We start from the raw sequence: 12,385 nt of genomic DNA, 5'->3' as shown, positions 1-12,385 counted from the left end.
CGGCCTGGGGCAGCGGAAGATCTACTTGCGGATCAGGCTGCGCAGCACGTACTGCATGATGCCGCCGTTGCGGTAGTAGTCCGCCTCGCCGGGGGTGTCGATGCGGACGACCGCGTCGAACTCCACACCGGTGTCGGTGGTGACCTTGACCGTCCGCGGCGTGGTGCCGTTGTTCAGCTCGGTCACGCCGGAGAAGGAGAAGGTCTCCTCACCGGTGAGGCCGAGGGTGGAGGCCGTCTGGCCCTCCGGGAACTGCAGCGGCAGGACGCCCATGCCGATCAGGTTCGAGCGGTGGATGCGCTCGTAGGACTCGGCGATGACGGCCTTGACGCCCAGGAGCGCGGTGCCCTTGGCCGCCCAGTCGCGGGACGAACCGGAGCCGTACTCCTTGCCGGCCAGGACGACCAGCGGAACGCCGGCGGCCTGGTAGTTCTGCGAGGCGTCGTAGATGAAAGCGACCGGGCCGCCCTCCTGCGTGAAGTCACGCGTGTAGCCGCCCTCGGTGCCCGGCGCGATCTGGTTGCGCAGGCGGATGTTGGCGAACGTGCCGCGGATCATGACCTCGTGGTTGCCGCGGCGCGAGCCGTAGGAGTTGAAGTCACGACGCTCCACACCGTGCTCGGTGAGGTACTTGCCGGCCGGGGTGTCGGCCTTGATGGCGCCGGCCGGGGAGATGTGGTCGGTGGTGACCGAGTCGCCCAGCTTGGCCAGGACACGCGCGCCGGTGATGTCCTCGACCGGCGTGGTCTCCATGGTCATGCCCTCGAAGTACGGGGGCTTGCGCACGTAGGTGGACTCGGCGTCCCACTCGAAGGTGTCGCCGGTCGGGATCGGGAGCGCCTGCCACTGGGCGTCGCCCGCGAAGACGTCCTGGTAGGACTTGTTGAACATGTCCTCGCCGATGGCGGAGGCGACGACCTCGTTGACCTCGGCCTCGGAGGGCCAGATGTCCTTGAGGAAGACCGGGTTGCCGTCCTGGTCGACGCCCAGGGCCTCCTTGGTGATGTCCACCTTCATGGAGCCGGCCAGGGCGTACGCGACGACCAGCGGCGGGGACGCCAGGTAGTTCATCTTGACGTCCGGGTTGATCCGGCCCTCGAAGTTGCGGTTGCCGGAGAGCACCGAGGTGACCGCCAGGTCGTGCTCGTTGACCGCCTGGGAGACCTCGTCCGGCAGCGGGCCGGAGTTGCCGATGCAGGTGGTGCAGCCGTAGCCGACCAGGTTGAAGCCGACCTTGTCGAGGTAGGGGGTCAGGCCCGCCTTGTCGAAGTAGTCGGTGACGACCTTGGAGCCCGGGGCGAGGGTGGTCTTGACCCACGGCTTGCGGGTCAGGCCCTTCTCGACCGCCTTCTTGGCCACCAGCGCGGCGGCGACCATGACGTACGGGTTCGAGGTGTTGGTGCAGGAGGTGATCGCGGCGACGGTCACGGCACCGTGGTCCAGCTCGTAGGTCGAGCCGTCGGGGGCGGTGACGAGGACCGGCTTGGACGGGGTGGCGTCCGGGAGGGTGGAGGGGGCGTCGGAGCCGGGGAAGGACTCGATGCTCGCCTCCATCTCGTCCGTCACGTAGTTGCGGACGTCCGTCTTGAACTGCTCGGCGGCGTTCGCCAGGACGATGCGGTCCTGCGGGCGCTTGGGGCCGGCGATCGACGGGACGACGGTGGACAGGTCCAGCTCGAGCTTCTCGGAGAAGTCCGGCTCGGCGGACGGGTCCAGCCAGAGGCCCTGCTCCTTGGCGTACGCCTCGACCAGCGCGACCTGCTGCTCGCTGCGGCCGGTGAGCTTGAGGTAGTTCAGCGTCTCGCCGTCGATCGGGAAGATCGCGGCGGTGGAGCCGAACTCCGGCGACATGTTGCCGATGGTGGCGCGGTTGGCCAGCGAGGTGGCGGCGACGCCCTCGCCGTAGAACTCGACGAACTTGCCGACGACGCCGTGCTTGCGCAGCATCTCGGTGATGGTGAGCACCAGGTCGGTGGCGGTGGTGCCGGGCTGCAGCTCGCCGGTCAGCTTGAAGCCGACGACGCGCGGGATCAGCATGGAGACCGGCTGGCCGAGCATGGCGGCCTCGGCCTCGATGCCGCCGACGCCCCAGCCGAGGACGCCGAGGCCGTTGACCATGGTGGTGTGCGAGTCGGTGCCCACCAGGGTGTCGGGGTAGGCCTGGCCGCCCCGCACCATGACGGTGCGCGCGAGGTGCTCGATGTTCACCTGGTGGACGATGCCGGTGCCCGGCGGGACGACCTTGAACTCGTCGAACGCGGTCTGGCCCCAGCGCAGGAACTGGTAGCGCTCGCGGTTGCGGCCGTACTCCAGCTCCACGTTCTGGGCGAACGCGTCGTTGCTGCCGAACTTGTCGGCGATGACCGAGTGGTCGATGACCAGCTCGGCCGGGGCCAGCGGGTTGATCTTCGACGGGTCGCCGCCGAGCTCCTTCACGGCCTCACGCATGGTGGCGAGGTCCACGACACAGGGCACGCCGGTGAAGTCCTGCATGATCACGCGGGCCGGCGTGAACTGGATCTCCTGCGAGGGCTGGGCCTGCGAGTCCCAGCCGCCGAGCGCACGGATGTGGTCTGCGGTGATGTTCGCACCGTCCTCGGTGCGCAGCAGGTTCTCCAGCAGGACCTTGAGGCTGTACGGCAGGCGGGCCGAGCCCTCCACCTTGTCCAGCCGGAAGATCTCGTACGACTCGTCGCCCACCTGCAGCGTGCTGCGGGCGTCGAAGCTGTTCGCCGACACGACAGTCTCCTTCATTCATGTGCGCGTACCACCGCATGTGCGCGTACCACCGCGCCGCACCCGGGTGTGCGAAGATATCTCGATGTCGAGATAACTCTAGTACATGGGGTCCGGCAGGTCATGTCCCGGGGCCATGTGCGGCCGGAGTCCGGGTATCCGCTCGGAGAGAACTCAAAAAGAACCCGGGCGACCGGGAGACCTGGAGAGGACCGAACCGTGCCGCTCACTTTCCGCAAGAGTTTCCGCATCTGGCCCGGCGTCCGCCTGAACATCAACAAGAAGTCCTGGTCGCTGACGTTCGGCGACGGCAACGGCCCGCGCCACACCTACAGCTCCAGCGGCCGCCGCACCACCTCGATGGACCTGCCCGGCCCGTTCGGCTACCGCCACACCACCCGGCGGCGCTGACCCGTCGGCCGGACGGACGATTCCGTCACCCGTCCGGCCCCGCGGACCCGACCCCCGGGATGCGTCATCTCATATCTGAGATAGCCTCAGTCGCATGGCAGACGACTATCTCGTACGCATCGGCCGCCTCATCCGTGACGCACGACAGCATCGCGGCTGGTCACAGGCGCAGCTGGCGGAGGCCCTGGGCACCAGCCAGAGCGCCATCAACAGGGTCGAGCGCGGTAACCAGAACATCAGCCTTGAGATGATCGCCCGGATCGGCGAGGCCCTCGACAGCGAGATCGTGTCTCTGGGGTACGCGGGGCCGATGCACCTGCGGGTGGTCGGCGGGCGCCGCCTCTCCGGGTCCATCGACGTCAAGACCAGCAAGAACGCCTGCGTGGCGCTGCTGTGCGGCTCGCTCCTCAACAAGGGCCGCACCACCCTGCGCCGGGTGGCCCGCATCGAGGAGGTCTACCGCCTGCTGGAGGTTCTCAACTCCATCGGCGTACGGACCCGCTGGATCAACGACGGCGTGGACCTGGAGATCGTCCCGCCCGCCGAGCTGGACATGGCGTCCATCGACGCGGACGCGGCCCGCCGCACCCGCTCGATCATCATGTTCCTCGGCCCGCTGCTGCACCGCCTGGGCGACTTCAAGCTGCCCTACGCCGGCGGCTGCGACCTGGGCACCCGCACCATCGAGCCGCACATGATCGCGCTGCGCCGCTTCGGCCTGGACATCGCCGCCACCGAGGGCCTGTACCACGCGCAGGTGGACCGGACGATCAGCCCGAACCGTCCGATCGTGCTGACCGAGCGCGGCGACACGGTGACCGAGAACGCCCTGCTGGCCGCCGCCCGCCACGACGGCGTCACGGTCATCCGCAACGCCTCGTCGAACTACATGGTCCAGGACCTGTGCTTCTTCCTGGAGGCGCTGGGCGTCCAGGTCGAGGGCATCGGCACCACCACGCTCACCGTGCACGGCGTGCCGGAGATCGACGTGGACGTCGACTACTCGCCCTCCGAGGACCCGGTCGAAGCGATGAGCCTGCTGGCCGCGGCCGTGGTCACCGAGTCGGAGCTGACCGTCAGGCGGGTGCCGATCGAGTTCCTGGAGATCGAGCTGGCCGTCCTGGAGGAGATGGGGCTCGACCACGACCGCTCCCCCGAGTACAGCGCCGACAACGGCCGCACCCGCCTGGTGGACCTCACCGTCCGGCCCTCCAAGCTGGAGGCGCCGATCGACAAGATCCACCCGATGCCGTTCCCGGGCCTGAACATCGACAACGTGCCGTTCTTCGCCGCCATCGCGGCCTCGGCGCAGGGCCAGACCCTCATCCACGACTGGGTCTACGACAACCGGGCCATCTACCTCACCGACCTGAACCGCCTCGGCGGCCGCCTGCAGCTCCTCGACCCGCACCGGGTCCTGGTCGACGGCCCCACCCGCTGGCGCGCCGCCGAGATGATGTGCCCGCCGGCGCTCCGCCCGGCCGTGGTCGTGCTGCTCGCGATGATGGCGGCCGAGGGCACGTCGGTGCTGCGCAACGTCTACGTCATCAACCGCGGCTACGAAGACCTCGCGGCCCGCCTCAACTCGGTGGGCGCGCAGATCGAGATCTTCCGCGACATCTGACGTACAGGTGCCGCCGCGTCCCTCCTGAGCTGCGGTTACGCGGATCCCGGAAGGGCGGGGCGGCACCGGTCGGCTTCCCGCGTCCAGGGCGGCGTTTCACGTCCTCCGGTCGCAGATCCGCCGCGAACCGTGCCCTGCGCCGACTGGTCGGTGACGGGCCGTTCACGGCGCGGCGCCCCCGCGGAGGCGGTGCAGCAGGCGGCGCTGGTGGTCGCGGCCCGCGGTCTCGTGGCCGAGGACGGGGACGAAGGAGGCCGCCATGACGATCAGCAGGCAGACGGCGACCCCCGCACCGGCGACCGCCATCAGGACGGCGGCGGCCAGGACCGCCAGGGTCAGGGACGTCGTCAGCAGGTGGAAGCGGTCCCAGCCGGACAGCAGCAGGGCCCGCAGGACGTGGACCGTGAACAGGTACACCGCCGTCGGGAGGGCGAGGAGCAGGACCACGGCCACCTCACCGATGCTCGCGTGGTGCTCGAGGGAGAGTCCGGCCACGTGCAGGCCCGCGCCGGTGCCGGCGACGGCCGCGTAGAGCGGGATGTGGCCGTAGCCGAAGAGGTAGCCGCGCCGGCGGCGGTGGGTGAGGATCTCGCCGAACGGAACGGTGAAGTACACCCACCACATGCCGAAGGTCAGACCGACGCCGGCGATCACGACGGCGACCGCGTCACCCGTCCACTGCGTGCCGGTGGGGCCGCCGAGCAGTTCGCCGGACGACGCCACCGTGCCGACCACCCCCTCGCCGAGGGTGATGATCGCGAAGAGGCCGTAGCGCTCGGCGACGTGGTGCGGGTGCCAGGGGGTGCCGCCGGCGTTCCCCTGGGCGAACACGGGCACCAGCAGTTCCAGCGCCGCGAGGACGCCGAAGGCGGCCAGGGTGACGGCGAGCGGCGGGCTCGAGAAGGCGAGGGCCACCCAGCCGACCTGGACGAGCCCCGTCCAGCGGATGTTGGCGAGGGCGACCCGCCGGTGGCGCAGGGACTCTCGGGCCGCACGCCACCACTGCAGGAGCATCGCCAGTCGCATCACGACGTAGCCGGCGACGATCACCCGCAGGTCCAGGTGGGCTCCCTCCTCGACGGAGTGGAACAGCGCCGGCAGTCCGAGCGAGAGGACGACGACCCCGATCATCTGCAGCATCGTCAGCGCCCGGTCCAGCCAGTCGTCGGTGCTGAAGGCGGAGGCGAACCAGCTGTAGTTGATCCACGCCAGGACGATCGCGAACATCGCCGGCGCGAAGGCGGTCACGGCGTCGCTGAGATGTCCTTCGGCCAGCATCTCGGCGACCAGGGACGAGGCCGTCCCCACCGCGACCACGAAGGTGAGGTCGAACAGCAGCTCCAGCGGCGTGGCGGTGCGTCCCGGTTCCGCCGGATCCCGGCCGGTCATCCGCTCCCTGCGCACCGCCACGCGACGGCGACGGGTGCCACCGTCCGGGGTTGCGGCGGGCGGGGAGTCGCTCATGAGCCAGATGATGCACGATGTCCGGTACGCACGGCTTGCGCCGTGCCCGTGGGTGCGGCAGGGGCCCCGTGCGGTCGCCCGGCCGGCCCCGCCGCGGACGCCGGCGGGCCGGGGCCCGCCGGCGCTCACACGCTGAGGGCCTCCCGGACGGTCCGCTCCGCGGCCGTGCCGCCCGCGCCGGAGGACGTCACGCGACCCGCCTCGAGCACGTGGTACCGCTGGGCGGCACGTAGGGCGAAGCCGACGTGCTGCTCCACCAGGAGGACGGACAGGCCGTGCCGCCCGGCCAGGGCGAGGATCGTCTCCTCGATGTCGGCGACCACCGAGGGCTGGATGCCCTCGGTGGGCTCGTCGAGGAGGAGGAGCCTGGGGCGGGTGATCAGCGCCCGGGCGATGGCGAGCTGCTGGCGCTGGCCGCCGGAGAGGAGACCGGCTCGGCGGCCGGACAGCTCGCGCAGGACGGGGAAGAGGTCCAGAACCTCGGCGACGGCCCGCCTGCCGTTGACGCGTCCGTCGGCGACGAGCCGCAGGTTCTCGGCGGTGGTGAGGTGCGGGAAGCACTGCTGGCCCTGCGGGACGTACGCCATGCCGCGGGCCACCCGCCGGTGGGGAGCGAGGCGGGTGATGTCCTCGCCGTCCAGCAGGACGGTGCCGCTCCTCGGCCTGAGCAGGCCCATGGCCACGCGCAGCAGGGTGCTCTTGCCGGCGCCGTTGTGTCCGAGGACGGCGGCGACGCCGCCCTCCGGGACGGCGACGGACACGCCGTGCAGCACCGTGGTGCGGTCGTAACCGGCGTGGACCGCGTCGATCTCCAGCATGGACGTCACCCCTCCCCGGCCACGACGGAGGCCCGGCCGAGGTAGACCTCCTGGACCTCGGCGTCGGCACGGACCTCGGCCACCGAGCCCTCGCTGAGCACCTTGCCTGCGTGCAGGACGGTGACGCTGCGGGCGAAGGCCCTCATGAAGTCCATGTCGTGCTCGATGACGACGACCGTGTGGTCCTCGCCGACCCGCCGCAGCAGTTCGCCGGTGGCCTCGCGTTCCTCGTGGCTCATGCCGGCCACCGGTTCGTCGAGCAGGAGCAGCCGCACGTCCTGCACCAGCAGCATCCCGATCTCCAGCCACTGTTTCTGGCCGTGGGCCAGCACGCCCGCCGGCCGGTCTCGCAGATCCGCCAGACCGGTGGTCTCCAGCGCCCTCTCGACCCGTTCGGGTACGGCCCGGCGGCGCCGGAGCATCGTCCACGCCCCGCGTCCCGCTCCGGCGGCGATGTCCAGGTTCTGCTCCACGGTCAGCTGCTCGAACACCGTGGCCGTCTGGAAGGTGCGCCCGATGCCGAGCCGGGCGATCCGGTGGACGGGCCTGCCGAGGAGTTCTTCGTCCCCGAAGCGGACCGACCCGGTGGCCCTGACCAGACCGGTCACGGCGTCCACCAGGGTGGTCTTGCCGGCTCCGTTCGGGCCGATGAGGAAGCGCAGGTCACCGGGTGCGATGTCCAGGTCGACGCCGTCGACGGCGGTGAAGCCGTCGAAGGTCACCCGCAGGTTCCGGACGGTCAGTGCTGCGCCGCTCATGCCGTCTCCTTCGTGGAGGCGGTCGCGACCGCCGACGTCGTGGGCGCCGCGGCCCGCACGGAGGCCGGGGCGCGTCGCCGGGTGCGCCGCAGCGCGCCGAGGGAGGCCAGCCCGCCCGGCAGGAAGCCGACCACCAGGACGAAGAGCAGCCCCTGGAGGTACGTCCATGCGGCGGGGAAGGCGTCGGAGAGGGTGCTCTGCGCCCAGGCCACCGCGACGGCGCCGAGCACCGCCCCCACCAGTGAGGCCCGGCCTCCGACCGCGGCGCCGATCACGAAGCCGATGGACGGCACGATCCCGATCAGGGCCGGGGAGATGATGCCGACGGCCGGGACGAACAGGGCGCCGGCGAGACCCGCCATGCCGGCCGCGACCACGTAGGCGACGAGTTTGACGTTGGCCGGGTCGTAGCCGAGGAAGCGGACCCGCTCCTCGGAGTCCCGTACGGCGACGAGGAGTTCGCCGTACCGGCTGACGAACAGCTGGCGGGCGGCGGCCATCAGCAGGAGGAGCGCCACGGCGATCACGAAGTAGACCATCCGCTGGTTGACGGGGTCGGCGAGGTCGTAGCCGAAGAAGCCCTGGATGCCGGTGAGGCCGTTGGTGCCGCCGGTGGTGGCCTGCTGGCCGACCAGCCAGATGGACAGGGCGGCGGCCAGCGCCTGGCTGAGGATCGCGAAGTAGGCGCCCTTCACGCGCCGTCGGAAGACCAGGAAGCCGAGGAGCCCGGCCACCGTCATGGGGAGCAGCACCGTCATGGCGAGCGCGAAGGCCGGGTCGGCGAACGGCTGCCACCACCAGGGCAGTGTGTCCGAGGAGCCGTAGAGCAGCATGAAGTCCGGGAGCCTCTCGCCCGCCGTCGCGGCGTCGGCCAGTTTGAGGTGCATGGCCATGGCGTAGCCGCCGAGGCCGAAGAAGACGCCCTGGCCGAGGACGAGGAGTCCGCCGCGGCCCCAGGCGAGGCTGACGCCGACGGCGACGATCGCGTAGCAGAGGTACTTGGCGAGGAGGTTGAGCCGGGAGTCGGGGAGGGCGAGCGGGGCGGCGCCGAGCAGCAGCACCGCGCCGAGCAGGAAGGCGGCCGGCGCCCGCAGGCGTCGTGGCGTGGACGCCCGCGGCCGGGTCGTCGCGGACGCGGGCCCGGGCGGGGCGGTCGTCGTCATGCCAGGCTCCGGGTGCGCAGTGTGTACAGGCCCTGGGGTCGCCACTGGAGGAAGGCGACGATGGCCACCAGGACGGCGACCTTGGCGACGCTGACGGTCGTGGAGTATTCCAGCACCGACTGGAGCACGCCGAGCGCGAAGGCAGTGATCACGCTGCCCTTCAGCTGCCCGATGCCGCCGACGACGACCACGAGGAAGGCGTCGACGATGTAGTTGGTGCCCATGGTCGGGCCGATGGGGCCGACGAGCGTCAGCGCGACGCCGGCGACGCCGGCCAGGCCGGAGCCGATGAAGAACGTCGTGCGGTCCACCCGCTCGGTGGCGATGCCGGAGACCTCCGCGAGGTCCCGGTTCTGCACGACGGCGCGGATGCGCCGTCCGAGCGGGGTGAGCCGCAGGACGAGTGTGAGGGCGAGCACGCTCAGCAGGGCGAGGCCGAGGATGGCCAGCCGGTTGGCGGCGAGGGTGACGCCCGCGACGGAGACGTTGCCGGTGAGCAGGTCCGGGGCGCGGGTCTGCACGTTGGGGGCGCCGAAGACGTCGCGGGCGAGCTGCTGGAGCATCAGGGAGACGCCCCAGGTGACCAGGAGCGTGTCCAGCGGCCGGGCGTACAGGCGGCGGACGAGCAGCCACTCCAGGAGCGCACCGATCGTGCCCGCCACGAGGAAGGCCGGCGGCAGCGCGAGGAGCAGGGAGAGGCCGGTGCCGTCGACGGACCGCTGCAGGACGTAGGCGGTGTAGGCGCCGGCCATGATGAACTCGCCGTGCGCCATGTTGATGACGCCCATCTGGCCGAAGGTCAGGGTCAGGCCGAGGGCGACGAGCAGGAGGACGGCGCCGATGCCGACGCCGGTGAAGGACTGGTTGAGGACGACCGTCATGAGGCGGCTCCGGGTCGGGGAGGGGGTGTCGGTGGCGGCACGCGCTCAGGAGAGGCCGGAGGCCCAGTCGTAGCCCTTGAGGTACGGGTCCGGCTTGATCGGCCCGCCCGAGCTCCACACCTCGGTGATCAGCCCGTCTGCGCCGATCCTGCCGATGCGGGCGGTCTTGTGGACGTGCTGGGTGGCGCCGTCGACGGTGGTCGTGCCCTCCGGGGCGTCGAAGGTGATCCCGTCCGCGGCGGCCTTCACCTTCGCGACGTCGAAGGAGCCGGCCTTCTCGACCATCGCCTTCCATAGGTGGACGGAGAGGTAGGCGGCCTCCATCGGGTCGGACGTCGGCTTGTCCTTGCCGTAGGCGGCCTGGTAGGCCTCGACGAAGGCGGTGTTCGCCGCGCCGGGTGTCGTCTGGTAGTAGTTCCAGGCGGTCAGCTGGCCCTCCAGGTACGGGGCGCCGATGCTCTTGACCTCCTCCTCGGCGATGGAGACGGACAGCACCGGCAGGGCCTTCGCGCTCAGCCCCGAGGACTTGTACTCCTTGAAGAAGGCCACGTTGCTGTCGCCGTTGAGGGTGTTGAAGACCGCGTCGGCGCCCGACTCCTTCACCTTGTTGACGATGGTGCTGAACTCCGTGGAGCCCAGCGGCGCGTAGTCCTCGCCGAGCACGCGCATGCCGTTGCCCTTGGCGTACGCCCGGATGATCTTGTTGGCGGTGCGCGGGAAGACGTAGTCGCTGCCGACCAGGTAGAGCCTGGTCAGTCCCTTCTTCCTGAGGTAGTCCAGGGCGGGCACGATCTGCTGGTTGGTGGTGGCGCCCGTGTAGAAGATGTACGGCGACTGTTCGAGGCCCTCGTACTGCACGGGGTAGAACAGCAGCGACCTGTGCCGCTCGAAGACCGGCTTGACGGCCTTGCGGCTGGCCGAGGTCCAGCAGCCGAAGGTGGCGGCGACCTTGTCGCCGGTGATCAGGGCCTCCGCCTTCTCCGCGAAGGTGGGCCAGTCGGAGGCGCCGTCCTGGCTGACGGGGTCGAGCTTCTTGCCCAGCACGCCTCCGTCCGCGTTGATCTCCTTGACGGCAAGCAGCAGCGCGTTGTGGACGGTGACCTCGCTGATGGCCATGGTGCCGGAGAGGGAGTTCAGGAGGCCGACCCGGACGGTGTCGCCGGAGGTGTCGGCCTTGGCGCCGGCGGTGGACGTGCGGTCGCTGCCGGTCTTGGCGCCGCAGGCGCCGATCGCGGCGGACGCGCCGAGGACGGAGAGGCCGGTCAGGAGACCACGCCTGCTGATGCTGAGCCCGGACATGCACAACCTCCTTGCCCACGGGGGGCGGCGGGAAGAGCGGCGAGGGGACGGCGCTTCAGGGGCGGCGGCGTGACGCACGGGTCCCAGCCGTTCCGGGGGTGATGTCCGGGCTGGTCGCTGGAGCGCCTCCACAGCGTCGTGGGGAACTGTTACCGCGGCGTTTCGGCGCAATTGACGTCAGGAATCGACGAGTTGGGCCGTGAGGCTACCGGCCTTCCGTTCCCGGCGCCTGTGTGTCGAAGGGCTCGTGGTGCCGGCGCCGGCCGGCGGTCCCGTCGCCGTGGATGCGCAGCCGGAACCCGGGCACGGGGGTCCCGTCGGGATACGACATGGTGAGCTCCGCGGATCCGGGCGTCGGCACCGGCGCTCGACCCGCTTCCCGGGGGGCGCCCCGGTCCGTGGCCGACGGGGTGGACCCCGCGTCGTCGCGCGCACCGTGGACCGCACGTCCGGTCCGGGCCGCCGGCGCCTTCCCACGGCGGCCCGGCCGACGAGCGGTGCGGCCACCTCGGGCCGGGGGCGCGGGCCAGGCCGCCATGGCGTACTCCACCACGCGCCGCAGCTCGGCCGTGGTCTCCGGGAGGGCTACGACCGCGGGATCCTGGAGCACTCCGGCGGGGCCGGCCTCGACATCCTGGTCAACAACGCCGGCATCACGCCGCGGGGCGAGATCGACCGGACCACGGCCGAGGCGTTCGACGAGGCCGTCGCGGTCACCATGCGCGCGCCGTTCTTCCTCACGCAGCGGGGACTCGAGCGGCTGCGGGACGGCGGGCGGATCATCAACATCTCCTCCGGGGCCACCCGGATCGCGCTCACCGACATCATCGCGTACGCCATGAGCAAGGGCGCCGTCGACGCCTTCACCCTCTCCCTCGCCAGGCCCTCGGCGGCCGGCGCATCACGGTCAACGCGGTGGCGCCCGGCATCGTCGACACGGACACGAACGCCGGCTGGCTGCGCGGCAACGAGGCTGCCGAGAAGGCCGCGGCCGAGCTGTCGGTCCTCGGCAGGGTCGGCCGTCCCGAGGACGTGGCCGACGTGGTCGCCTTCCTCGCCTCCGACGACGCCCGTTGGGTGACGGGCCAGGTCGTCGACGCCACCGAGGGCTCCCGGCTCTGAAGTTCCCGCCCGTTCCCGGGTTCCCGCCCGCTCCCGCCAGGCCACGGCGCGCGGCGGGTGACCGCCCGCGGGCGGCGGAGCGGCCGCCGCTCGATCGCCGAAAGCCGCC

9 protein-coding genes and 1 pseudogene are annotated in these 12,385 nt (G+C 71.2%); 3 read left to right on the top strand and 7 right to left on the bottom strand.

Annotated elements, in window-relative coordinates; all coding sequences use genetic code 11:
- Positions 1–21 precede the first annotated feature (21 nt).
- A complete protein-coding gene (gene acnA, locus Sfr03f_RS04115) occupies positions 22–2,739 on the bottom strand; it encodes an aconitate hydratase AcnA (protein WP_108952307.1) in 2,718 nt (905 codons plus the stop codon).
- Between the two features lie 216 nt (positions 2,740–2,955).
- Between acnA and Sfr03f_RS04110 the strand changes: the two genes are divergently transcribed.
- Positions 2,956–3,147, top strand: a complete 192-nt coding sequence (locus tag Sfr03f_RS04110) for a DUF4236 domain-containing protein (protein ID WP_174721528.1) — start codon at positions 2,956–2,958, stop codon at positions 3,145–3,147.
- Between the two features lie 94 nt (positions 3,148–3,241).
- Positions 3,242–4,771 (top strand): UDP-N-acetylglucosamine 1-carboxyvinyltransferase, encoded by a 1,530-nt coding sequence (locus Sfr03f_RS04105; RefSeq protein WP_108952305.1) that lies wholly within the window; start codon positions 3,242–3,244, stop codon positions 4,769–4,771.
- Positions 4,772–4,933: 162 nt separating this feature from the next.
- Here the strand turns inward: Sfr03f_RS04105 and Sfr03f_RS04100 are convergent, their stop codons facing one another.
- The 6 genes from Sfr03f_RS04100 to urtA form a co-directional block, all read right to left on the bottom strand.
- The gene (locus tag Sfr03f_RS04100; RefSeq protein ID WP_108952304.1) at positions 4,934–6,235 is read right to left on the bottom strand and encodes a low temperature requirement protein A; all 1,302 of its coding nucleotides are present in this window, start codon (positions 6,233–6,235) and stop codon (positions 4,934–4,936) included.
- A gap of 125 nt (positions 6,236–6,360) precedes the next feature.
- A complete protein-coding gene (gene urtE / locus Sfr03f_RS04095) occupies positions 6,361–7,053 on the bottom strand; it encodes an urea ABC transporter ATP-binding subunit UrtE (protein ID WP_108952303.1) in 693 nt (230 codons plus the stop codon).
- A gap of 5 nt (positions 7,054–7,058) precedes the next feature.
- Positions 7,059–7,811, bottom strand: coding sequence for an urea ABC transporter ATP-binding protein UrtD (gene urtD, locus Sfr03f_RS04090; RefSeq protein WP_108952302.1), 753 nt, complete (start codon positions 7,809–7,811; stop codon positions 7,059–7,061).
- Positions 7,808–8,974, bottom strand: a complete 1,167-nt coding sequence (gene urtC / locus Sfr03f_RS04085) for an urea ABC transporter permease subunit UrtC (RefSeq protein ID WP_108952301.1) — start codon at positions 8,972–8,974, stop codon at positions 7,808–7,810. Before urtC ends, urtD begins: the two co-directional genes overlap by 4 nt.
- Complete coding sequence (urtB, locus tag Sfr03f_RS04080; RefSeq protein WP_108952300.1) at positions 8,971–9,855, bottom strand: urea ABC transporter permease subunit UrtB; 885 nt, start codon at positions 9,853–9,855, stop codon at positions 8,971–8,973. The genes urtC and urtB overlap by 4 nt, the downstream gene beginning before the upstream one ends.
- A 45-nt stretch (positions 9,856–9,900) precedes the next feature.
- A complete protein-coding gene (urtA, locus tag Sfr03f_RS04075; RefSeq protein WP_108952299.1) occupies positions 9,901–11,154 on the bottom strand; it encodes an urea ABC transporter substrate-binding protein in 1,254 nt (417 codons plus the stop codon).
- 436 nt (positions 11,155–11,590) lie between these two features.
- Here urtA and Sfr03f_RS04070 point away from each other — a divergent pair.
- Positions 11,591–12,276 (top strand): annotated as a pseudogene (locus Sfr03f_RS04070) (SDR family oxidoreductase).
- Positions 12,277–12,385: the final 109 nt, after the last annotated feature.

The sequence above is a fragment of the Streptomyces fragilis genome (assembly GCF_003112515.1).
GTDB classification, from domain to species: Bacteria; Actinomycetota; Actinomycetes; order Streptomycetales; family Streptomycetaceae; genus Streptomyces; species Streptomyces fragilis.
The sequence above is the reverse complement of the archived record's forward strand: the minus strand, read 5'-3'. Positions and strand labels throughout refer to the sequence as shown.

What these genes read in the sequence shown, in the direction of transcription:
- Sfr03f_RS04105 (WP_108952305.1), top strand. Translation starts at nt 3,242, where the DNA reads ATGGCAGACGACTATCTCGTACGCATCGGCCGCCTCATCCGTGACGCA.
- Sfr03f_RS04100 (WP_108952304.1), bottom strand. Translation starts at nt 6,235, where the DNA reads ATGAGCGACTCCCCGCCCGCCGCAACCCCGGACGGTGGCACCCGTCGC.
- urtE (WP_108952303.1), bottom strand. Translation starts at nt 7,053, where the DNA reads ATGCTGGAGATCGACGCGGTCCACGCCGGTTACGACCGCACCACGGTG.
- urtD (WP_108952302.1), bottom strand. Translation starts at nt 7,811, where the DNA reads ATGAGCGGCGCAGCACTGACCGTCCGGAACCTGCGGGTGACCTTCGAC.
- urtC (WP_108952301.1), bottom strand. Translation starts at nt 8,974, where the DNA reads ATGACGACGACCGCCCCGCCCGGGCCCGCGTCCGCGACGACCCGGCCG.
- urtB (WP_108952300.1), bottom strand. Translation starts at nt 9,855, where the DNA reads ATGACGGTCGTCCTCAACCAGTCCTTCACCGGCGTCGGCATCGGCGCC.
- urtA (WP_108952299.1), bottom strand. Translation starts at nt 11,154, where the DNA reads ATGTCCGGGCTCAGCATCAGCAGGCGTGGTCTCCTGACCGGCCTCTCC.